Below are 21,856 nucleotides of genomic sequence, written 5' to 3'. Positions count from 1 at the left end.
AGCCGACCTGACTGCGCAAACGACCGCTGCACCTTGATAGCTGCTGTTCAAGCCGCGCATTCCGCGTAGTACCGATTCGGTGCCGGAAAAACGCCGGTCATCACCTCGATCAGGAATGGACCGTTAAGCTGTGACGCATCGCTCAGCGCATCTGCCAGATCATCGAGGTGCTCAACTCTGCGCGACGCGACACCGAGCGAAGCGGCAAAAGCAGCCCAGTCATGACTCGGCAACTCGCTGAACTGCGCCGGAATAGAGCCATTGCTGATTGCGTCGATATGGACCGCGCCATGCGCAGCATTGTTCAACACGACATAAAGCACCTTTACGCCGTATCGGGCTGCGGTCTGGATCTCCATGCCGTGCATAAGCATGCATCCGTCTCCGGTCACGACGACACACGGGCGCTCCGGAGCCGCAAGCTTGACGCCGATCCCAGCGGCGACTGCCCAACCCATCGGCGCGAGCGAGCTGGATGAGAAATAGTTGCCAATGCCCGACGAGAGCCAGTAGTGAGCCATGAATATCCGGTGGGCGCCGGAATCCACGACAACGTTTGCATCCTTGGGCAGGAATTGACACAGTTGCTTGACGACGTCTCCTGTATAGAGCGCTTGATCGCCATCTGAACCCCGCACGCCGGGTTGCTCGAACTTATAGTCGTACAAAGGAGTTTCGTTGACCTCGGCGACCCATGCTTTTCTTCTTTCCAACACCGTGTGAAAGTCGGCGCTGCGGTCCGTGTCCATCTCGGACAGCAAGCGGAATGTGGCGCCAATTCCGGAGAAAACTCTGCCGCGCGCGACATGCCCCGTCGCGGGTGCGTCAAAGCTGTCGTCGAAGATGATCAGTTCCTTCCAGGCGGAGAGCTTCTCCGTCCAGTTCATGCTGTCGCGCTGATTCAGGTCGCTGCCGAATACGACGAGGACGTCAAGCTCGTCCGAGTTGATGACGCGGACGGCCCGCGAGTGGCCCGAGAATCCGTACACGCCGAGCGAAAGGATATGGTCCTCAGGAAACGCTCCCTTTCCCGAGAGCGTGGTCGCAACCGGAATGCAAAATTTTTCGGCTACGTCGAGCAGGACCTTCGCGGTTTCCGGGTCATTGCCGCGACTGCCGATCAGAAAAGCGACTCTCTTCGATTTGAGCAGATACCGGTTGCACAAGGCCTCCAACGCAGCGCGGTTCGCGGGGACCTCGCAGGCGTTGAACTCGTCATGATCGTATGGTTGCCGTGATGCATTGTGGCCGGGCAGCACCTCCTGCCGCTGAACGTCGACAGGGATGCTCACGAAGGACTGCGCTCGACGCATCCAGTTCAACCCATCTGTCGCGCGGCGCATCTCGGCCTGAAGATTGTCTTTGTTCTTCAGTTCAACAACATTTTCGACCAGGCTCCTTACCACGCCGCTTTCAAAAATGCCGCTCTGCGTAGCATCCTGGAACGCACCTTTGCCTTCCGCACGCGACGAAACCCCTCCGGCGATATAGAGCATGGGAATCCGGTCTGCGTGAGCGGCCGCCATACCGGGCACGAAATTCATGGTGCCCGGTCCGGAAATCCCCACGCACACGCCGAATTTTCGGCTGGCCCGCGCATAACCATCGGCCATGAAAGCACTGCTGGTCTCATGCGCGCAAACAATGCCGCGGATCGATGGCGATTTGTCGATTGCATCCAGCAGTGGGTAGATCATCTTCCCCGGCACGAGGAAGACGTGGTCGATTTTCGCGACTTCCAACGACTTCACGACCGTTGTCGATACATTGAGAGGAGCGTGTGATTCCATATTTTTTGAGTACGATCCGAGTAGAAACCAATAATCGGATCTCGCTATCTCTCATCCGGACGTCGCGCGTGGCCCTCGAAAGAGCAACGTGACGAAGCCGGCGGCACAACGCCGGTATGTGGAGACAGCGAGACGGCCCTGAACGCGTTGCACACCGGCTGCAATCGCGTCCCGTGCTGCTGCATCGAGCCCGCCTGAAACGGGCCCGTGTCTCCATCCGTGAGTACTCTTTCTCGATTACGACGTCGCTCGCATGCACTGCCTCAATGGAGGCGAGCGCTGCGAGGTGTTATCGACCATGCGGCGCGCGAGAATCGCGAACCTCGGTCCGTTCGACTACAGGTAGACGTTCAGCTTGAACGCGTTGCCCCGTTCAGAATGTCTGCCAGTCGGCAGCTTCATTTGCACTGGTCGCGGCTGCGGCCGCGGTGCTTGCACTGCTTGTTAAACGTGGCGTCGCCGCGGGCTTTGCCAACTTTGCCGGGGATGCCACCTGCGGCTTGCGATGCGGTTCCTTCCGAGCTGCGTTCACAGGTGACATAGATACGCGCCTGACGTCGATCTTGAAGAACGCCACCGCTGCACGCAGACCCTGGGCCTGCTGCGCCATCGACTGGGCCGCCGCCGAAGCTTCTTCCACCAGCGCGGCGTTCTGCTGGGTGACCTGGTCCATCTGGTTGACTGCCTGATTGACCTGCTCGATGCCGGTGCTCTGTTCTTGCGACGCCGACGAGATTTCGCCCACGATATCGGTGACACGCTTCACCGACGCGACGATCTCATTGATCGTGCCGCCCGCCTGCTCGACAAGATTCGAGCCCACCTCTACCCGATTGACCGAATCGGCGATCAAATCCTTGATTTCCTTTGCGGCGCTGGCACTACGCTGCGCAAGCGCGCGCACTTCGCCGGCAACGACGGCGAAGCCGCGACCCTGTTCGCCGGCACGAGCCGCCTCGACCGCCGCGTTGAGCGCGAGGATGTTGGTCTGGAAGGCAATACCCTCGATCACACTGATGATCTCGGACATTTTGGTCGAACTGGCGGAGATATCGCGCATCGTTTCGACCACTTGCCCGACGACGTCGCCGCCTTGCTGTGCGATGCCGGAGGCCGTACCGGCGAGCGTTGCTGCCTGCTTCGCGTTATCCGTGTTGTGACGGACCGCAGCGGTCAGTTCTTCGATGCTCGAGGCGGTTTCTTCGAGCGATGCTGCCTGCTCCTCTGTGCGGCTCGACAGATCCAGATTCCCTTGTGCGATCTGCGCACTTGCCGTCGCCACGCCTTCGGCGTTCTCGCGGACTTCCGCCACGACCTGCGCGAGCGCATCGCGCATTGCTTTCAGCGATGCCATGAGGCTGGTCGTATCGCCGGGCGGGAGGTCGATGCTTACGCTGAGATCGCCCGCCGCCACGCTTCTGGCGAGGTTGGCGGCTGTCGCCGGTTCAGTGCCCAGTTGCCGTGTCAGATTGCGGGCCATCCAGACGCCGATGCCCCAACCGATCAACATGGACAAGACCACCAGAACAATCATCAGATTGCGGCCGTCCTCGTAGACCTTGTCGTTAGATCCGGCCGTCGCTTGGGCGTCGCTCTGTTTCACATTAACCAGCGTGCCCATCAGGACCAGGGTCTTGAACCCCTTCTCATGGTATTCGCCCAACAGATAGGCAGTCAGGGCAGCTTGATCCTGTAGCCCAGCGGCGTTAATCCGGCCTTTCATTTCATCGAAGGCCTGTATGTAGTCGTGCCAGCCCTGATCGAGATCGGCGAAGGTCGCCTTCCCTTTGTCGGTGTAGACGAGGGGCTCGGCTTGATTGAGGTGCTCGCGCGCCGAGGCCAGGGCTTTTTCGGCTTGGCCTAGCGAGGCAGTCCGCTGCTCGGCAGTGGAAGCCAGAATGGCGTTGCGTAGATAGGTACCGACTCTCAGCACATCGGCGTTCGCTTGCTGGATCTGGTTAAGCCCCACGAGATCCATTCGATAGGTCGTGTCCGCGTTGTCGCTGATCCGTCCCATGCTGCGGACACCGATCACACTGACGATGGCACTGATGACTGATACGAGGATAAAGGCGCTGATTAGTTTGGCGCCGAGCTTCATATTGCCGATATTCATAGCTTGCTTCGTCAACGTGAAAAAATTGGAACAAAGAAATAGATCCAACGACGCTCGCGCGTCGCCGGATAGTCGGCAATGCCGTCCGGGGATGCGGCAAGTGCTCCATGTATTCAGTTAACGGCAGGCACAATCTATTCTTCATACCAATTATCGTTTACGCGCAAATTTATCGTATTTTTATGCTTCCAAGTTATTACTTTGTAAGGTTTGGAGCGAAGACGAATGCCGAAGGTCCAGCGACTGAGCGCTGCAGATGAGATGACGTTTCGACAACTGGCAGTCCGTTCATCGCGTCTTGATAGACTTGCGCGTACGGAAAGAGATGCGGGGGAAATGCGTGAGTCTTGACGAATACTATAGGCGGCTGAAGTTGCCGGACACTGCGTCGCCGGCAGACGTCAAGCGCGCGTACCGACGGCTAAGAGCGAAGTACCACCCCGATCGCAACAAGGGGCGCGAATCGACAGTCGAGCCGGTGTTCAAGCGCATTCAGGAGGCGTTTGAGATTTTGACAGGCGAGCGTCAACCGCCCGTACTCAGTCAGGCGGCGGCATCGACTGAGCGCCGTGACAAGCCAGCCCACTCACGCGAACACCGCAGCTCGCCTCCGATGCGCGGCGCGAACTGCCTGGTCGAACTTTTCGTTCCGCTCGAAGCCGCGATTCATGGCGGCGAGGTCGAAGCGAGCTATGCGGTGAGGGGACCGTGTCACCCATGTCAAGAACGCGGTGCCCAGTGCGCGAGCTGCAACGGCAGCGGTCTGTCGGTCTCGGGCATGCACTGCGTCGCCTGTGGAGGAACTGGTCGGCCGCCGGCGAGTGACCGGTGTCAAGCGTGTCTCGGCACAGGTATCAGAACCTGGCGGAAGTTCGAGACTGTGAAGGTTCCAGCGGGTGTGTGGGATGGCCAGCGTCTTGTCGTCGAAGGTGGTGGTCATCCCGGGACGAATGGCGGTCCGTCTGGTGACGCGATCTTCTCGGTCGCGATTGTGTGCAGCGCGGCCTTTCGTCGTGACGGCCTGAATCTCGCGAGCGAGATTCAGGTTGATTTCGTGACCGCCACGCTCGGCGGTAACTTCGACGCGCAGATCCTGGGGCGTGCGCATCGGATGACGATTCCGCCGAACGCGCAACAGGGCAGCACGATTCGTCTACGCGGACATGGACTCACGGACCGCAACGGCTTTCGCGGCGACCTGACGCTGCAATTGGTGCTCGCGATGCCGGCTGCGGCTTCACATCTCACTGACGATGAACGACAACGGCTGCGTGAGATGTTTGCGGATGCGGGGCGTCGAGCGACGCAGGTAATGCCTGCATGCTCGAGCCAGCGTTTCGCAGCCAAGTAGTGTCTTTGAGTAAACCAATCATGAAAGATAGTTCAAAAGGCGGCCTCGTCTATTCCACCGACGGCGGACGGATGTGTCCCGAATGCAGAAAGGCGCTCGCGGAATGTATCTGCAAGACAGTTGCCAGGGCATTACCGGTAGGCGATGGCGTCGTGCGAGTGTCACGCGAGACCAAGGGCCGAGGCGGGAAAAGCGTGACGATCGTTAAGGGGTTGGCGCTCGATCCTCTTGCGTTGGCCTCATTAGGCAAGCAATTGCGCACGGCCTGCGGTTCTGGTGGAACAGTCAAGGATGGCGTGATTGAAGTGCAGGGTGACCATTGCGAGCGGGTCATCGAAGCGCTCAAGAAGTACGGCCACAGCGCGAAGCGCGCCGGGGGTTAATCGTTTCAGTGAGTGTCGGCACAATGAGTTCAATGGACTACGTGCGGCCACAAGCACTCACGATCGCTCAGGACGCAAATCGTCCGAACAGTTAGAGTCGATGCGGCCGTCGCCGATCTTCGACACGATGCCGGCGTCGGCTTTGAACATCGATCATCCGGTTCACGTCATCCTCCGCGCAGGCAACGCTGCCTGCATCCGCATGGCGGCGTTGTCCCAGTTGATAAGGCTAAAAATCTGGTTGACGTATTCGTTGCGCCTGTTCTGATACTTCAGGTAGTACGCGTGCTCAAAAACGTCGAGGATGAGGATGGGCTGGATGCCCCAGGCGGTCAGCTTCTGATGGTTCTCGCATTGCAGGATCATGAGCTTACCCGTCGCAGGGTGGTAGCCAACTACTCCCCAGCCGGATGCTTCCACAGCAATCGTCGCGGCAAGCAGTTGCGCCTTGAACTTCGCATAGGAACCGAAATTCCTGTCGATCGCTTTTGCCAGTTCGCCCTTCGGTTCACCGCCTTTGCCGGAGATGCTGGTCCAGTAAATGGTGTGCAGGATGTGGCTCGATAGCTGGAACGCGAGTTCTTTCTCGTAGAACTTCACTAGCGCAAAGTCGTTTGAGTCCCGGGCTTTCGCGAGGCCATCTTCAGCCTTGTTCGCGGCAGCCACCGCGGGCTTGTGGTGAAAGTTATAGTGCAGTTCGACGGTGCGCGCATCGATAACGGGTTCAAGCGCGTCGTAGGCAAACGGCAGCGGTCCAGCGGCATATTTGCCGTCCGCGTCTGTGAGCTTGTCGGTGTAACCGGACTCTTCTGCGGCACGTGCCGTTTGTGCCTGAGCCAGCATGATTCCAGCACCGATAGCAGCGGTGTCTTGCAGGAAGGTACGACGTGTAGCCATGAATACGATCCTCGTAGAATGCACGCGCACGCGTGCCTTCAGATGGCGTGCGAATGGATAAGTGGATAGACAGTTAGACCAAATAGGGCAGCCGCAACGACAATCACCGGCTCCTGCAGCTTCTTGAATCGCCAGAGCAACACGACCGTCACAAGAGCAAGCACGACAGTCGGCCAGTCGACGATCGAGCGCCTCGCGATAACGATGACTGAGCCCGTGATCGCGCCCACGGCCGCCGCAGTAATGCCATCAACGAACGCCTTGACGGCGGGGAGCTTGCCGTATTTCTTGAAGTACGGTGCCGGCAGCACGGTGAACAGGTAGCAGGGAAGAAACGTCCCGAGCGCGGCGACGCAGGCGCCCGAAAATCCCGCAACGAGATAGCCGATGAAGCCGACCGTAATGACGACCGGCCCCGGAGTGATCATCGCGACGGCCACCGCATCGACAAACTGTTTGTCGTTGAGCCAGTGATGTTCGGTCACGACACCGCCGTAGAGGAAGGGCACGATTGCGAGTCCCGAGCCGAACACGAACGCACCGGCCTTGGCGAAGAACAGACCGATCTGGCCGAGCAGCGGCAAGTCAAGGCCACTGAGGACACCGCTCACACCCGGCGCCTGCGCCACGGCAAGTGCATTCAATCCGCCCTTGCCAAGCCATTTCGGGGGCGCGCGCCAGAACCAGTTGAGCAGACCGCCTCCGATAAACAGCCACGCGATCTCGGATTCAGTGACCACGGTGACGACCGCGAGCACCAGGAATATCGCCCACAGTAGTTTGTCTTTGCCGACGGTCTTTCTGGTCAGTTTGTACGCGCTCATCGCGATGATTCCGACCACCGCGGCGCCTACGCCATAGAAGACTGCCTGCATCCAGGAGAGGCCGCCAAACTGCGCGTAGGCCCAGCCGAGCGCCACAACCATCAGGAACGACGGCAGGACAAAAGCGATACCGGCCACCGTTGCACCGACGACGCGGTAATGGACGTAGCCGAGATAAATGCCGAGTTGTGCGGCGAGAGGACCTGGCATCATTTGAGCCAGCGCCAGTCCTTCCTTGTAGTCCTGCTCGCTGATCCAACGCCGGCGCTCGACGAGGTCGCGGTGCATGTAGCCGACCAGCGCCACCGGACCGCCAAATCCAAAGGTGCCGAGCCGCAGCATGTAAAGGATCATCTGGCCGAGCGTGTAGCCGGGCGAGATCGCCGTCGTGGTGTTCATGAACGGCCTTCTGCGCTGTTATTTTTTTTGCCCGTTGCGAAGTGCGCGTAAATCGAATCGAGCACCCGACCCATCTCGTCGAGCAGTTGATCGTCGTCCAACGCGCGTTGCCGTGCGCCGGCCATCACTGCCTCGAAGCCGATTGCTTCTGGTACCGGTGCGCCGCCGACGTCGAGCGTGTGCACCATTTCACCGAGCCGCAGAAGCGCTGCGTCCTCGTCGAGGCCGAAACTCACAACCAGCACCTCAAACGTCACGCGCTCGCCCACGTGCGTAAAGGCGGCGCCGTCGAAGTCGAAGCCGAGGGCGTCCGTGGGGCAGTCTTCCGGCGACACGAGCCAAAGAAAGCGTGCCTGCGGATCGATGAAGCGACGGATCAACCATGCGCTTGCGACGCGGTCGACCCATAGCCGTTGTCGGGTCGCCCACGTCCGGGCGAGATAGTCGTCGCGTCGCAGTGGCCGGATAGCTCGTTCAGCCGCATGCGGTTCGCCCGGTGACACGACCGTATCCGCGAGCGCCAGAAAATCTTCCCAGGCAACTTCGGCATCGGTCGATGCGGCGCCCGGAAAGTAGTCGATCGTCCGGATCGCGTCGTAGTCCTTGCGCAAGCGACGCAGCAAACGGGTGACGTCAGCCGGCAGCATACCGCCCAGCGTTTTGCGCGCCGCGCCCAGTGCCGCGACAAAGGTTGCGTAGTCGTCGTTCCGATCGAACAGTGCGCGGAAGTCCTCTTCTTGCGACGCGTCCAGGCTTTGCGCCCGTAGCAGATGGGCGGTGCCGCCGGCTTCGTCAATGCTGCCGGCAAGTTCGCGCAGCATGTCCTCGCGCTCCGCGGTTTGGGGTAACAGGTAGATGCCGTCGCGCAGGACAGCGCACCCCTTCGCCTTCAGCGCCCGCCACGCCCGCATGCGCGCGGTGGCGTTCACGGTGGGGAACGTCAGAACGAGGACAGACCAGGTGGTTAGAGCATTCATGTAAAGTAAACTACACGTATGTAGCGTACTTTACAAATTATTTTGTTTTGACTTCGGTGGAGCCGCATTGATGCCGCGGCGTAGATTGATTCCGCTCCGCCGCGGGCTGATCAACAAAAGTGACTAGACATACCGCGCTTCGTTGAGATCGGCGATGAGCGTCGGACCTGTTGGATGCCAGTCCAGCCGAGCTTGGGTCTGAACACTGGAGGCCGGCATATCCAGGCCGACGAACATTGCCATCCATCCAAAATGCGACGCCGCTTCGTCCGGGCTGATCGAAACGACGGGCAAGTTCAGACCCCGGCCAAGCGCCTCTGCGATTTCGCGGCTACTGATCCCTTCTTCGCCGACCGCATGATATCGAGCCTCCTGTTGGCGCTTTTCTACGGCGAGCCGATAGAGACGCGCCACATCGGAGAGATGGCCGGCCGGCCAGCGGTTACGACCCTCGCCGACGAAGGCGCTGACGCCTTTCTCCCGAGCGATAGCAACGAGCGGCGAGATGAGACCCTGCTTGAACGGGTTGTGAACCTGAGGCAAGCGCACCACCGACACGTTGATTCCCGCCTCCAGGAGAGCATTCCCAGCAACCTCGGATGCGATCCGCGGATTGGGATGGCTGACATTAAAGACATCTTCAGTCGCCAGTTGACCGTGCTCACCACTACCCATGCCGGTTCCCGAGGTGATGATCAGAGGACGGTCGGAGCCGGCGAGCACGGAACCGAGTGCTGCGATCGCACGCTTGTCTTTTTCGCAGTTCTCCACGAATCTTGAGAAATCGTGATCGAACGCTGTGTGAATGACGGCATCTGCTTTTGCGGCGCCGCTGCGCAGGCTCTCCGGATCCTCCAGGGTTCCGCGATGCACTTCCGCACCTGCATCGATAAGCGCTTGCGCTCCCGCGTCCGAACGCGTCATACCGATCACATGATGACCCGCGTTGATGAGTTCGGGAACGATGGCCGCACCGATGAAGCCTGTCGCGCCCGTCAGAAAGATACGCATAGTAAAACCTCCGTGATTGTCACTGCGACTATCTGACCATTTCCCGTTCTGTTGAAGTGGTGACGTCATCCTATGAAAAGAACTAACAGGATGATCCCGATGCCGGCCGGCCAATCCAACGCTGACGCAATACGTCGATCCGCCTCAACCTCAGCGCCCGGCCTTAAGCTGTGTCCACAGCCTGTTTTCAAGGCGCAGGATATCGGCCGGCAAAGGCAATGACAGCGTGAGCGATTTCATCTTTTCACCGCGAGGATAAACCGCTTCATTCTCGAGGATCGCCGGCTTCACAAAGGCACGCGCCGAAGCGTTAGCGTTCGGATAGAAAACCTGATTGGTGATCGCCGCGCTCACCTTCGGCTGAAGGATGTAATTGATCCATTGCATTGCAGCTTCCGGGTGTGGCGCATCTTTGGGAACGCCCATCAGATCGAACCACAACACTCCATCGCCCTTAGGAATGACGTAGCGAATCTCGTACGAGCGATGGGCCTCTTCTGCACGCCGCTTTGCGATTCCGACGTCGCCCGACCACGCTAGCGCGATGCAGACATCGTTGTTGGCGAGATCGTTGATGTAGCCGGAAGAATTGAACTGGGTGATGTACGGGCGAATCGTTTTGAGCAGCTTGAACACGTCCTGATAATCGGCGGGGTTCTTACTGTTGGGGTCCTTATGCAGGTAGATCAACCCAACCGAGAATGCGTCCTCCGCGGAGTCGAGCACGGAAACGCCGCAGCTTTTCAGCTTCGAGACGTATTGCGGATCGAACAGCAGGTCCCAACTATCGTACGGTGCGTCCTTGCCTAATATCTGCGTCACTTTCGTGACGTTGTAACCGATGCCATCTGTTCCCCATGACCATGGCACGGTGTATTGATTGCCCGGATCGGCTGACGCAAGCATCTTCATGAGCACGGGATCCAGATTGGCCAGGTTTGGAATCTTGCTCTTGTCGAGCTTCCGATAAACCCCTGCTTCAATCTGCTTGCCGGCATAACTGGATGACGGCACGACAACGTCATAGCCCGATGAACCGCTTAGCAACTTTGCCTGCAAGGTGTCGTCGCCGTCATAGACGTCGTATCGGGTGTGAATGCCGGTTTCCTTTTCGAACCCGGAGACGGTGTCGTCGGCGATATTGTCCGACCAGTTGTAGACATTCAGCTCTTCGGCTTGAGCATGATTTGCGGTCGCAACCAGTGTCCCCGCAACTGCGAGGAGTCCCGTGACGACAGTGATGAGATGGCGGGGTGTCATAGCGGCATTTCCGTGTTAATGGAGGAACTCGTGCGAAGGGGAAGAAGCGTCAGTCAGCAATCGGGCGGTCGCGGCGCCAACCAACTTGTTCCAGTGCTTTCAGCAGACGGGCGGCGCCGAGCGCGTGGACATGAACGCCTTGGCCGTCCATATCTTCGGCAGCAACGAGGGCGTTGAGAATGGCTTCTTCGACCGCTTCCGCAGCCGCGACGAATAGCGGAGAAATGAAATCGTGAATGACGCAGCGCACGCTGATGACAGGCTCGATCGCCTTGCCGTAATCCGCCGGCGGTATGCCGCGGTTACCCACCGAGAAGGCAATGAAGATGTCGCCACTGGAGTATTCGGTGCCACCGCCCACGCGGGCTAATCCAATGCTCGCGCGCCGCGCAATCTGCTCGCACTGATGCGGAAGAAGCGGCGCGTCGGTCGCAAGCGTCACCACGATCGATCCCATTCCGGGGACACCCGCACGACGTCGGTCGAATGGCGACGGCAGACCTCGCAGCACTTCGCCCACCGGATAACCGGCCACGCGCAGCGCGTCGCGACGGCCGTAGTTCGCCTGGACTAGCGCGCCGACGGTCCAGCCACCGTCCGCTGCCGCGAGCCTGCGTGAGGCTGTTCCAATGCCGCCTTTGAACTCATGACAAATCATGCCGGTACCACCGCCAACCGAGCCCTCGGCCACCGGTCCACTGCGAGCGTCGGCCTGCGCTTCGTGAACGTGCGCGGCGGTGACATGCTGCCCCCAGATGTCGTTCAGCACTCCATCAAACGTTTCCAGCACCACCGGCATGCACCAGTACTGGCTATTGCCGACCCACGCGCGTTCGGCGGCGACCAGAGCATCGCGAACCACACCGACGCTGTGCGTGTTGGTGTAGGCGATAGGCGTAGTGAGCAATCCTGATTCGCGTATCCATTCCAGGCCGGTGGCATCGCCGTTTCCGTTGAGCACGTGACAGCCGGCAAAACATGGGTCGAGCCGTGCCATGCCGGCGCGCGGTTCGATGATCGTCACGCCGGTTCGAATCGAAGCTTCTGCGCGGTTTTCGACCAGGGTACGATGACCGACTCTTACGCCTTGCACGTCGGTGATGCTGTTAAACGGACCGGGCGTGCCGTGGCCAACTCGAACACCGATGTCTCTGATACCCATACTTTTCTCCTGTATTGCTCGCTGCGAGCAAGCCTGCCGACGCGCATGCGACGGGGTACAGAGATGGTAGGGTGGGGAACGACGCGTGAAAATCAGGCCGAAGGGCTAGAACGATGGGACGACCTACCCTTTAAGGGGTAGTGGGGGAAACTGACATGCAGCTTGATGTATCGGACGTTGCCTTTCATCAGCGGCTTGGACGTCTGGTCGAGAAGCTCGACGACAAACAGTTCTGGCATGCGCTGATCGACCTGTTGCGCAAAGTGGTCCACTTTGACAACTGGGTGGTGGTGATCTTCTGGCCCAATGGGAAACCCCAGTTGATTGCGGAAATCCAGTCGCGCACGCCGAACGACGAACTGTTCAAGGGGTATTTGAACAGCGTCTACTTGCTGGACCCTTTCTATCAATTCAGCCTGGGCGAGATCAGCCCGGGTGTGTATTGTCTGGACGAAGTCGCGCCCGATCACTTTCGGGAAACCGAATATTTTCGCCGCTATTTTTCGGTGAACGTGCTGGAAGATGAGGTGCAGTTGTTGGCCCCGCTGCCAACGGGTGGAACGCTGTCCGTATCGATGGGCAGTGAACGCCGCTTCAGCTCAACTGAAATCGGAACCCTCTGTCTTTACGGCGCATGGTTGCTTCCGTTGATGTGCCACGCCTTGGCAGCACAAACAGCCGTGCTCCCGCCGCCGGTGAGTTCACCCGCGGGAGGTGACCGGCGCCTTCATTTCGAACAGGCGTTGCGCAAGCGCTCCAACACATCGTTGACCAACCGCGAAATTGAAATCGCGCTGATGATTCTTGCCGGTCATTCGACCAAGAATATGGCAAGGCTGCTCGGCGTGTCACCCGCTACTGCCAAAGTTCACCGACGCAATCTTTACAAGAAGCTGAACATCTCCTCTCAAGCGACACTCTTTCTGCTCATCATGGATGAAGACCCGGAGACCAACTGAGGCGAACCGGTTCTGCTGGGTGATCCTAAGGAGATGCCTGGCTTTGAACCGCGCCCTTTCTTCTGTAGGCTGTCACCGACAGGCCGTCCGCTGATCAGTCCATTGCAGCAAAATCAGCGTGACCAGACGGGCCGCCAGGCGCTTGAGCGCCGGCGCACCGTTCGTTGGCCGGGGGCCCCACCCACTGAGAAGGAGCCATTCATGGAATCGTCTTCAGGCCAACAACCGGGCGCCCCTGCCGGCCACGTCGAGGAAACCCGCCACGGGTCGATGCCCAAGCTGGCGCTGGCCGCCATCGGCATCGTGTTCGGCGACATCGGCACCAGTCCGCTCTACACCATGAGCACGGTATTCGACTCGGGTCACGGGCTGGTGCTCGATCGCTTCAATGTGCTGGGCGTGGTGTCGCTCATCATCTGGTCGCTGATCATTGTGGTGACGCTGAAGTACGTGACGCTGATCATGCGCGCCCACAACCACGGTGAGGGCGGCATCATGGCGCTGCTGGCGCTGGCTTCCAGTTCTGTAATGGACCGGCCCCGCCTGCGCAACGGGCTGCTACTCGCCGGTGTATTCGGCGCGGCGCTGTTCTATGGCGACGGCGTCATCACGCCGGCCATCTCAGTGCTCAGCGCGGTGGAAGGACTGGAAGTGGCGGAACCGCAGCTCAAGCCCTTCGTGGTGTCGATCGCACTCGTCGTGCTGATCGCTTTGTTCCTCGTGCAGCGGCGCGGCACGGCCGGCATCGGCGCTGTGTTCGGGCCGGTGATGGTGCTGTGGTTTGTCGTGATTGCGGTGTCGGGACTGCTCAGCATCGGCCGCGCGCCGGCCATCCTGGTCGCTTTCAACCCGTTCGTGGGCCTCGAATTCCTGATGCGCAACGGCTGGCGGGCCTTCGTCTCGCTCGGCGCGGTGGTGTTGGCGCTGACCGGCGCTGAGGCGCTTTATGCCGACATGGGCCACTTCGGCGCGCCGCCGATTCGTCTGTCGTGGTTCGCACTCGTGCTACCCGCGCTGGCGCTCAACTACCTGGGCCAGGGCGCGCTGCTATTGTCGGATCCCAAGGCCGTGGATAACCCCTTCTTCCACCTCTTCCCGTCGGTGGCGTTGTTCCCGATGGTGGTGCTGGCCACGGTGGCGACTGTGATCGCGTCGCAGGCAGTGATCAGCGGCGCGTTTTCGATGACCAAGCAGGCCATGCAACTCGGCTTCATGCCGCGCATGGGCATCGTCTATACGTCCGAACGCGAAGTCGGCCAGATTTACGTGCCCGCCATCAACTGGCTGCTGCTGATCGCGGTGGTGGGGGCGGTGCTGGGCTTCGGTTCCTCTACGGCGCTGGGTTCGGCCTACGGTATCGCGGTAACGGGCACGATGATGATCACCACCTTCCTCACGTTCTACGTGGTGCGCTACGCCTGGCACTACAACTGGTTGCTGTGCGTGCTGGCCACCGGGTTCTTCTTCGTCATCGATCTGGCGTTCTTCTCGGCCAACCTGCTCAAGTTCGTGGATGGCGGATGGTTCCCGCTGCTCTTGGGCGCCATCATGTTCACCGTGATGTCCACCTGGCACCGCGGCCGTGCGCTGATGATCGAAGAGGCCAGCATCCATGCCGGCGCGCTGCCGCTGGCCAGGTACCTCGACAGCCTGTTCGCGCAGGAAACGATACGCGTGCCCGGCACGGCGGCGTTCCTGACCATCGACCCCAGCACCGTGCCGCACGCGCTGGTCAACAACCTGGCGCATAACCACGTGCTGCACGAGCGTGTGCTGTTCGTGCACGTGACCAACCTGGATGTGCCCTATGTACCGCGCGAGCAGCGCGTGGCGATCACGCCGCTGGGCCACAATTGCCACAGCATCCTGGTGACATACGGCTTCAAGGACGTGGCCAGCCTTCCGCAAGCGCTGCGCGACTGCGAGCCGAAGGGTTTGGTGGTCGATCCGGCGAAGGTCTCCTACTTCCTCAGTCATGCCACTGTGGTGGCGACCGGAGGCAAGGGCATGCCAGTGTGGCGCGAACGATTGTTCAGCGTGATGGCGCACAATATCGGCAACCCCGCCGCTTATTTCAAACTGAGCTCAAACCGGGTGATCGAGCTGGGCTCGCGCGTCGAAATATGAGGTAGAACCTATAAGGTAGAACCTGCAAACATGAAGAGACTTTTCGTTTGCTGCGACGGCACATGGAACTCGGATAGCGACGAGTTTCAGGGGGTGCCCGTTCCGACCAATGTCGTTCGCTTTTTCAACGCGTTGAGTGAACACGGTGAAGATGGCGTCGAGCAACTCCGCTACTACCACGTCGGCATTGGCGCCAACGAAGGCCGGGTTCGTCGCCTCGTAGACGGTGCGTTGGGATTGGGCCTCTCGCGAGACATTCGAACTGCGTACAAGTGGCTGTCCGACCACTACGAGGAGGGTTCTGAAATCTTCATCATTGGCTTTTCGCGTGGCGCGTTCACGGCGCGAAGTCTGGTGGGCATGCTTCATCGTTGTGGACTTCCTGGCGAGGCAAGCTGGGCGCTAGTCAAACAGGCATGGAACCTGTACCGGCTCGATCCAGCAACACCGGAAAACATCAGCCTGCAGGAACGGTTCTGCATCGAGAATGGCAAACCGCCTCCCATTCGCTTCCTGGGCGTGTGGGAGACGGTGGGCGCTCTCGGTATTCCTGAAATTGCGAACTTATTCGGCTTAGGGAGACAGCGCCTCGAATTTCATGACACGAGGCTTTCGCCAGAAGTTGAACGCGCGGTACAAGCCCTTGCCATTGATGAGCAGCGGAACACTTTCTTTCCAACGTTGTGGACGGATGCCGATGGTTGCGACCCGGCACGCGTGACGCAAGTGTGGTTCCCTGGTGTGCACGCGGACGTTGGGGGCGGCTACAAGGAGACAGGGCTTTCTGACGCCACGCTCAAATGGATGATTACCGAGGCCGCGCAGTGCGGTGCGGTGTTTGAACCGAAAATGTTGGACCAAATAGCGGATGCGGGCCAGCTGTCGCCATCCGCGGTACATGGCGTCCTGCACAACTCGCTCACAGGCTTTTACAGGAGGATCGGATTTCGTCCCCGGTCCTTTCCGTATCTGGCGAAGGATTCACGCATATGCTCCGAATCGATATCGGATCTGGCATTGGCACGGCAGGCCAGTCCGCCAATCTTTCAGGCTCCCTATCGACCGAACATCGATCCAGGGAAGGGGGTGCAGGTGCGGGTCTTCGCCAGCACGTTGTGGAACTGGACCGGCATTTTCATGAAGGAGGGGGTGAGCTACCGGTTCAAGGTGCTTGAAGGTCAAACATGGCTGGATGGGGACAGCGTATCGGGCGCGGAGGGCACGCCTGGTAACTGGATGCAGCGCCTGTTTGCATGGTCCAAGCGGGTCAGGGGAGCGAACTGGTTCGAGCTCTGCGGTGCGATCTCATACCCAGGGGAACCGAGCGAAGCAGGCGTGTCACCTCAACCCTTTTACTTCAGAATCGGCAGAGAGATGGAGATCAAGGCGCCTTACTCGGGTTACCTGTATTGCTTCGCCAACGACGCCACCTGGGCGTATTGGAACAATCAAGGCAGTCTGCGGGTTGAAATCGCCGAATCAAGCGGGCTGCCGGGCGGCAAGGGGACGGCATACCGGCACTCAGACGAAGACCTGACTGCGCCGGCGACAGCACCCGGAGGGTCTGGAGCAGGCGAACCGTCCTGAACGGTAGCGCGACGGACATCGAGACTTCGTTTCGTGCTCATTGGGGCCGGGTCCGTACTTGTACGGCACCGTACCGACCTCCGCCGAGGTTAAGCGCACCGTGGTTACACGTGCCTTGTGTCTTTCATCCAAAGGCGCTCGAAACACCCTCGCGCAGTATGATTTTCTTCAATCGCTCGCCCGGGCCGCCCCCTCCAACAAGGAGTGGCCATCATGCTCACAATCCGAAAACACTATTTCTTTCCGCCGCGCTCATGGCGGAGGCAGTCGCTGCTATGCAATGGCGCGGCAAGACAGATCATTTTGCGTGATTTTGGTCCAAGGACTGAGCAGGACGTGAAAGAGTCGAAGGCCTCGATGAAGAAGCAAGGCGCCTGAGGTCAGGCACGCAAGTGGCGTCCGAATTGGGATCATTCGAAAACTAATATTTAGGATGTCGAACACAAGACGTACTGGTGTTCGACACCTGCTTGACGTTCCGCTCCGGGGACTCAAGCCAACCTCCATTTAGAGAGAACACAAATCATGGCTTATCAAAGTGTCAACCCTAACACCGGCAAGGTCCTGAAGAGCTTCGAAAAACTGACCGACGAGCAACTCGAAAAGTCGATCGCTGCCGCCGAGACCTGTTTCCAGACGTGGAAGCACACGACCTACGCCCAACGTGCCGAAATCGTGGATAAGGCCGCAACACTGATGCGTAAGAACGTCGACGAATTTGCCAAACTGGCGACCCTTGAAATGGGCAAGCGCATCGACGAAGCGCGTGGCGAAGTCAGGTTCAGCGCCGACATCCTTGCTTATTACGCCGAGCACGCGAAAACATTCCTGGCACCGACCAAACTGAATCCGAAAGTCGGTGAAGCGCACATGGAAAATAGTCCATTTGGTGTGCTCTTCTGCGTGGAGCCGTGGAATTTCCCGTACTACCAGCTTGCACGCGTCGCCGGCCCGCAACTGATGGCGGGTAACGTGCTGGTGGTCAAGCATGCAGGCTGCGTACCGCAATGCGCGATTGCCTTCGAGAAACTCCTGCTCGACGCCGGCGCACCTAAGGGGGCCTACACCAATTTGTTGATCTCGCACGAGCAGTCCGAGCGAATCATCGACGACCCGCGCATCAAGGGTGTGGCATTGACGGGCAGCGTCGAGGCCGGCAGAAGTATTGCGGCGCGAGCGGGGCAGAACCTCAAGAAGACTTCGATGGAGCTGGGTGGCAGCGATGCGTTCATCGTGCTCGATGATGCCGACCTGGAAAAGACCGTTCCGTGGGCTGTATGGGGGCGGATGTATAACGCCGGCCAGACCTGTTGCGCGGCGAAGCGATTCATCGTTCTCGATTCGATTGCCGACAAATTTCTTGCGAAGTTCAAGACCGCGCTCTCCGAATTGAAGGCAGGCGATCCGATGGACGAGAAGACGACGCACGGCCCCTTGTCCACCGAGGGGGCGTTGGTTCAACTGCTCAAGCAGGTCGACGATGCAGTGGCACATGGCGCCACGCTGGTGATGGGCGGCAAACGCATTGACCGACCCGGCTCGTTCATGGAAACGACGATCCTCACGGATATCAAACCGGACAATCCGGCTTTCCGCGACGAATTCTTCGGTCCGGTGGTGTCGTTCTTCCGCGTCAAGGACGAAGCCGCGGCCATCGCGCTAGCCAACGATTCGGACTTCGGCCTCGGTGGTTCGGTCTTCACGAAAGACGAAGCGCGCGGCAAGCGCGTGGCGAGCGGGGTCGAGACCGGGATGATGTTCATCAACAACATCGACTGGTCCGATGCGGAACTGCCGTTTGGCGGCATCAAGGATTCCGGCTACGGCCGTGAGCTCGGCAACATGGGCATCCAGGAGTTCGTCAATACGAAGCTGGTCCGTACCGCCCGCCTCGATGCACCGGCCTGATCTCCACAAGGAAAGCCCGCCATGTATGTCAACGTTGCCGTTCTGACGGAGACCCGGGCCCATGAACGCCGTGTGGCGCTCGTGCCGTCCGTGGTCCAGAAACTGGTCAAACTGGGTGCCCGGCTGCATATGCAGCCGGGGGCGGGCGCGGCGATTCATCTGGATGACGCCGCGTTCGAGAACGTCGCCTTTATAGCGGATCGCACGGCGCTGGTGAAAGACGCCGACGTCGTGCTTGCAGTTCAGCCACCCGCGCTCGAGGTGGTCAACGCGATGAAGGAGGGCGCGATCCTCGTTTCGTTCATCTATGCGCACAGCGAACCCGCGCTGGTGAAGCGCCTGCTCGACAAGAAGATCACCTGCTTCGCAATGGAGCGGGTGCCACGCATTACGCGTGCCCAGTCCATGGACGCGTTATCGAGCCAGTCCGCGCTTGCAGGCTACTACGCGGTGCAACTCGGCTCTACCCATCTCGCTCGCGTGGTGCCCAAGATTACCAGTGCGGCAGGTTCGATCGGACCGGCTCACGTTCTGGTGATGGGGCTCGGTGTGGCAGGGCTGGAGGCGATCGCGACGGCGCACCGCCTTGGGGCCGTCGTCGAGGGCTATGACGTGCGGCCGGAAACTGAGGAGCAGGCGCTCTCGCTGGGCGCCACCTTTGTCGATACCGGTATCGATGCGCGTGGTAAAGGCGGCTATGCCCGTGAGCTGAGCTCCGAGGAAAAGACCCGGGTCGCGGACGTGCTGACGAAGCACATTGAGAGCGCCGATCTGATCATCACAACCGCCGCGATTCCCGGTAAGGCCTCGCCCAAGCTCATCAGCCACGCACAGGTGGCCGGCATGAAGGCGGGCTCGGTGATCGTCGATCTGTCGGCTGAGGGCGGCGGCAACTGCGAAGACACGCGGCCTGGCGAGACCACGCGGATCGGCAACGTGACGATCGTCGCGCCGCTGAATGTGCCCTCGCTGCTCGGCGAGGACGCGAGCGAACTGTACGCGAAGAATCAGTACAACCTGCTCGCGTTGATCATGAAAAACAACGTCATCGAGATTGACTGGAGCGACGAAGTGCTCGCCAAAACGGTGCTCACCCACGCGGGCGAGAACAAGGCTGAGGCGAGCGACGCGGCGGCCAAGCCTGTTGCCGCCGCGAAGAAGCCCCCCGCGAAAGCCGAACCTGTTACGCCGGCATGAGCGCCTGTATCAACACCGGCACGAACACGCTCTGACCAAGGACCAAGTGATGGACTTCCCGATCAGCATTTCCGGCTTCGTCGCGATTTACATCTTCATGCTGGCCGCTTTCGCCGGCTGGGTGATCATCGGACACGTGCCGGCCATTCTGCATACCCCGTTGATGTCGGGCTCGAATTTCGTACACGGCATTGTCGTGGTGGGCGGCATCTATGCGCTCCTGAACGCGAGTACGGTTCAGGAGCAAGTCATCGGCTTCGTTGCTGTGTTGCTCGGCGCGGGCAATGCCGCAGGCGGTTATGCCGTCACCGATCGCATGCTCGCCATGTTCAAGACCAGCGGTCATCCCGCGGCGCACGGCACGCACGGTGCGCACAGCAAGTCCGGCACCGTGAAGTCCATCCACGCAAAGAAGCATTGAGGACGCCGCCATGTTGACCCTGATCCCCCAACTCGGCATCGGCGTGGTCGATCTCGCCGCTGCTTTTCTCTTTCTCTACGGCCTGCACCGCATGTCGTCGCCTGTTACGGCGCCTTCGGGCATTTTCGTCGCCGGTATCGGCATGGCCGTGGCCGTGCTCGGGAGCTTCCTGTACGCCTTCGACGTCGGCGCGGCGGCCCGGCCCAACCTGCCGGTCAACCTGGGGCTTGCCGTCGTTGCTTTGGCGCTGGGCGGCGGGTTGGCCTGGTGGGGCGGCCGCAAGGTGGCGATGACCGCCATGCCGCAGATGGTGGCGATTTACAACGGCATGGGTGGCGGAGCGGCCGGTGCGATTGCCGCGGTGGAACTGTTCGGCAACAAGGCGCAGGGCGCGACCGCGCTCATCGTGACCTTGCTGGGCGCGCTGATCGGCGCGGTGTCGCTGTCGGGTTCGCTGATCGCCTGGGCCAAGCTCGATGGGGTCATCAACAAGCCCGTACGAGTGAAAGGGCAGCAGGTGTTCAATGGACTGGTGCTGCTGGCTACCTTCGTGGTTGGCGGCTACATCGTCGTCGCAAGCGCGGATAACGCTGCGCTGATATTGACGATGCCGACCTGGATCTATCTGTTCTTCGGTTGTGCGCTGGCGCTCGGCATCCTGATGACGCTGCCGATCGGTGGCGCCGATATGCCGGTGGTGATTTCGATCTTTAACGCCTTTACCGGCCTCGCGGTCGGCATTGAAGGCTACGTGTTGCAGAACCCCGCACTGATGATCGCCGGCATGGTGGTCGGTGCAGCCGGCATGTTGCTGACGCTGCTGATGGCCAAGGCCATGAACCGTTCCGTGAGCAATGTGATCTTCACCAACTTTGGTGAGGTCGCCACGCGCAAGCAGGGGAAGATCAAGGGCAGCCTGAAGCCGACGCAGCCAGGCGACGCCGGCATCGCGATGCGCTATGCGGCCTCGGTGATTATCGTCCCGGGTTACGGTCTCGCGGTCTCGCAGGGGCAAGGCAAGCTGTACGAATTCGTCAAGCTGCTTCAGGCGGGCGGCGTGTCGGTGAAGTTTGCGGTGCACCCGGTGGCTGGCCGCATGCCGGGCCAGATGGACGTGCTGCTGGCCGAGGCTGGCGTGCCCTACGACGTGATCTTCCAGCTCGAGGACATCAACGACCAGTTCGCCACGACGGATGTTGCGCTAGTGATCGGCGCCAACGACGTGGTCAACCCGGCCGCGCGTACCGACAAATCGTCGGCCATTTACGGCATGCCGATTCTCAACGCCGATCACGCCAAGCAGGTGTTTGTGATCAAGCGCGGGGAAGGCAAGGGCTACGCTGGCATCGTCAATGAACTCTTTTACGCAGATAACTGCAACATGGTCTATGGCGACGCCCAGACCGTGCTCATCAAGATGAGTGAAGCGGTCAGAGGGCTTGGATTGCCCGCTGTTGCCTAGCGCGCTGAATTCATCGCAACCGAGG

The 21,856-nt window shown here is 60.1% G+C and carries 17 protein-coding genes; 9 read left to right on the top strand and 8 right to left on the bottom strand.

Going from position 1 to position 21,856, the window contains the following annotated elements; translation table 11 throughout:
* Positions 1-47: 47 nt before the first annotated feature.
* Both M0D68_RS01565 and M0D68_RS01560 read right to left on the bottom strand, forming a co-directional pair.
* Entirely contained in the window at positions 48-1,790 is a 1,743-nt protein-coding gene (locus M0D68_RS01565) for a thiamine pyrophosphate-binding protein (RefSeq protein WP_266223610.1), read from the bottom strand.
* Between the two features lie 373 nt (positions 1,791-2,163).
* A complete protein-coding gene (locus M0D68_RS01560; RefSeq protein ID WP_266223609.1) occupies positions 2,164-3,906 on the bottom strand; it encodes a methyl-accepting chemotaxis protein in 1,743 nt (580 codons plus the stop codon).
* 340 nt (positions 3,907-4,246) lie between these two features.
* Here M0D68_RS01560 and M0D68_RS01555 point away from each other — a divergent pair, with 340 nt between their 5' ends.
* Together M0D68_RS01555 and M0D68_RS01550 are read left to right on the top strand one after the other, a co-directional pair.
* Positions 4,247-5,257 carry a DnaJ C-terminal domain-containing protein gene (locus M0D68_RS01555; RefSeq protein ID WP_266223608.1) on the top strand — a complete coding sequence of 337 codons (1,011 nt, stop codon included), beginning with the start codon at positions 4,247-4,249 and terminating at the stop codon, positions 5,255-5,257.
* A 20-nt stretch (positions 5,258-5,277) separates the two neighbouring features.
* Positions 5,278-5,640 carry a translation initiation factor Sui1 gene (locus M0D68_RS01550; protein WP_256456957.1) on the top strand — a complete coding sequence of 121 codons (363 nt, stop codon included), beginning with the start codon at positions 5,278-5,280 and terminating at the stop codon, positions 5,638-5,640.
* 162 nt (positions 5,641-5,802) lie between these two features.
* Here the strand turns inward: M0D68_RS01550 and M0D68_RS01545 are convergent, their stop codons facing one another.
* From M0D68_RS01545 to M0D68_RS01520, 6 genes are all read right to left on the bottom strand, one after another.
* Positions 5,803-6,537: a superoxide dismutase gene (locus tag M0D68_RS01545; protein ID WP_234486743.1), complete on the bottom strand. Its 735-nt coding sequence runs from the start codon at positions 6,535-6,537 to the stop codon at positions 5,803-5,805.
* A 38-nt stretch (positions 6,538-6,575) separates the two neighbouring features.
* Positions 6,576-7,760, bottom strand: a complete 1,185-nt coding sequence (locus M0D68_RS01540) for a chromate transporter (RefSeq protein WP_266223607.1) — start codon at positions 7,758-7,760, stop codon at positions 6,576-6,578.
* Positions 7,757-8,737, bottom strand: coding sequence for a chromate resistance protein ChrB domain-containing protein (locus tag M0D68_RS01535; protein ID WP_266223606.1), 981 nt, complete (start codon positions 8,735-8,737; stop codon positions 7,757-7,759). Before M0D68_RS01535 ends, M0D68_RS01540 begins: the two co-directional genes overlap by 4 nt.
* Positions 8,738-8,860: 123 nt before the next feature.
* Positions 8,861-9,748, bottom strand: a complete 888-nt coding sequence (locus M0D68_RS01530) for an SDR family oxidoreductase (RefSeq protein ID WP_266208856.1) — start codon at positions 9,746-9,748, stop codon at positions 8,861-8,863.
* Positions 9,749-9,898: 150 nt separating this feature from the next.
* On the bottom strand, positions 9,899-11,008 hold the full coding sequence (locus M0D68_RS01525) for a polyamine ABC transporter substrate-binding protein (RefSeq protein WP_266223605.1): 1,110 nt from the start codon (positions 11,006-11,008) through the stop codon (positions 9,899-9,901).
* 49 nt (positions 11,009-11,057) lie between these two features.
* On the bottom strand, positions 11,058-12,170 hold the full coding sequence (locus M0D68_RS01520; protein WP_266223604.1) for a P1 family peptidase: 1,113 nt from the start codon (positions 12,168-12,170) through the stop codon (positions 11,058-11,060).
* Between the two features lie 155 nt (positions 12,171-12,325).
* Here M0D68_RS01520 and M0D68_RS01515 point away from each other — a divergent pair, with 155 nt between their 5' ends.
* The 7 genes from M0D68_RS01515 to M0D68_RS01485 all read left to right on the top strand — a co-directional run bounded on the left by M0D68_RS01515 (position 12,326) and on the right by M0D68_RS01485 (position 21,831).
* Complete coding sequence (locus tag M0D68_RS01515; RefSeq protein WP_266223603.1) at positions 12,326-13,129, top strand: helix-turn-helix transcriptional regulator; 804 nt, start codon at positions 12,326-12,328, stop codon at positions 13,127-13,129.
* A 270-nt stretch (positions 13,130-13,399) separates the two neighbouring features.
* Complete coding sequence (locus tag M0D68_RS01510) at positions 13,400-15,256, top strand: potassium transporter Kup (protein WP_200620982.1); 1,857 nt, start codon at positions 13,400-13,402, stop codon at positions 15,254-15,256.
* A gap of 30 nt (positions 15,257-15,286) precedes the next feature.
* A complete protein-coding gene (locus tag M0D68_RS01505) occupies positions 15,287-16,843 on the top strand; it encodes a DUF2235 domain-containing protein (RefSeq protein ID WP_266223602.1) in 1,557 nt (518 codons plus the stop codon).
* Positions 16,844-17,368: 525 nt separating this feature from the next.
* Complete coding sequence (locus M0D68_RS01500; RefSeq protein ID WP_093641770.1) at positions 17,369-18,751, top strand: NAD-dependent succinate-semialdehyde dehydrogenase; 1,383 nt, start codon at positions 17,369-17,371, stop codon at positions 18,749-18,751.
* A 21-nt stretch (positions 18,752-18,772) separates the two neighbouring features.
* The gene (locus M0D68_RS01495; RefSeq protein WP_266223601.1) at positions 18,773-19,948 is read left to right on the top strand and encodes an NAD(P) transhydrogenase subunit alpha; all 1,176 of its coding nucleotides are present in this window, start codon (positions 18,773-18,775) and stop codon (positions 19,946-19,948) included.
* Positions 19,949-19,997: 49 nt separating this feature from the next.
* A complete protein-coding gene (locus tag M0D68_RS01490) occupies positions 19,998-20,369 on the top strand; it encodes an NAD(P) transhydrogenase subunit alpha (RefSeq protein ID WP_256456950.1) in 372 nt (123 codons plus the stop codon).
* A 10-nt stretch (positions 20,370-20,379) separates the two neighbouring features.
* The gene (locus M0D68_RS01485; RefSeq protein WP_200620959.1) at positions 20,380-21,831 is read left to right on the top strand and encodes an NAD(P)(+) transhydrogenase (Re/Si-specific) subunit beta; all 1,452 of its coding nucleotides are present in this window, start codon (positions 20,380-20,382) and stop codon (positions 21,829-21,831) included.
* Positions 21,832-21,856 lie beyond the last annotated feature (25 nt).

This window comes from Paraburkholderia sp. SEWSISQ10-3 4 (assembly GCF_030464785.1).
Classification (GTDB): domain Bacteria; phylum Pseudomonadota; class Gammaproteobacteria; order Burkholderiales; family Burkholderiaceae; genus Paraburkholderia; species Paraburkholderia aspalathi.
Note: the sequence above shows the minus strand (reverse complement) of the source record. Positions and strands in the feature narration are given on the sequence as shown.

What these genes read in the sequence shown, in the direction of transcription:
- M0D68_RS01520 (WP_266223604.1), bottom strand. Translation starts at nt 12,170, where the DNA reads ATGGGTATCAGAGACATCGGTGTTCGAGTTGGCCACGGCACGCCCGGT.
- M0D68_RS01485 (WP_200620959.1), top strand. Translation starts at nt 20,380, where the DNA reads ATGTTGACCCTGATCCCCCAACTCGGCATCGGCGTGGTCGATCTCGCC.
- M0D68_RS01560 (WP_266223609.1), bottom strand. Translation starts at nt 3,906, where the DNA reads ATGAATATCGGCAATATGAAGCTCGGCGCCAAACTAATCAGCGCCTTT.
- M0D68_RS01545 (WP_234486743.1), bottom strand. Translation starts at nt 6,537, where the DNA reads ATGGCTACACGTCGTACCTTCCTGCAAGACACCGCTGCTATCGGTGCT.
- M0D68_RS01490 (WP_256456950.1), top strand. Translation starts at nt 19,998, where the DNA reads ATGGACTTCCCGATCAGCATTTCCGGCTTCGTCGCGATTTACATCTTC.
- M0D68_RS01500 (WP_093641770.1), top strand. Translation starts at nt 17,369, where the DNA reads ATGGCTTATCAAAGTGTCAACCCTAACACCGGCAAGGTCCTGAAGAGC.
- M0D68_RS01505 (WP_266223602.1), top strand. Translation starts at nt 15,287, where the DNA reads ATGAAGAGACTTTTCGTTTGCTGCGACGGCACATGGAACTCGGATAGC.
- M0D68_RS01530 (WP_266208856.1), bottom strand. Translation starts at nt 9,748, where the DNA reads ATGCGTATCTTTCTGACGGGCGCGACAGGCTTCATCGGTGCGGCCATC.
- M0D68_RS01515 (WP_266223603.1), top strand. Translation starts at nt 12,326, where the DNA reads ATGCAGCTTGATGTATCGGACGTTGCCTTTCATCAGCGGCTTGGACGT.
- M0D68_RS01510 (WP_200620982.1), top strand. Translation starts at nt 13,400, where the DNA reads ATGCCCAAGCTGGCGCTGGCCGCCATCGGCATCGTGTTCGGCGACATC.
- M0D68_RS01525 (WP_266223605.1), bottom strand. Translation starts at nt 11,008, where the DNA reads ATGACACCCCGCCATCTCATCACTGTCGTCACGGGACTCCTCGCAGTT.
- M0D68_RS01540 (WP_266223607.1), bottom strand. Translation starts at nt 7,760, where the DNA reads ATGAACACCACGACGGCGATCTCGCCCGGCTACACGCTCGGCCAGATG.
- M0D68_RS01535 (WP_266223606.1), bottom strand. Translation starts at nt 8,737, where the DNA reads ATGAATGCTCTAACCACCTGGTCTGTCCTCGTTCTGACGTTCCCCACC.
- M0D68_RS01565 (WP_266223610.1), bottom strand. Translation starts at nt 1,790, where the DNA reads ATGGAATCACACGCTCCTCTCAATGTATCGACAACGGTCGTGAAGTCG.
- M0D68_RS01495 (WP_266223601.1), top strand. Translation starts at nt 18,773, where the DNA reads ATGTATGTCAACGTTGCCGTTCTGACGGAGACCCGGGCCCATGAACGC.
- M0D68_RS01550 (WP_256456957.1), top strand. Translation starts at nt 5,278, where the DNA reads ATGAAAGATAGTTCAAAAGGCGGCCTCGTCTATTCCACCGACGGCGGA.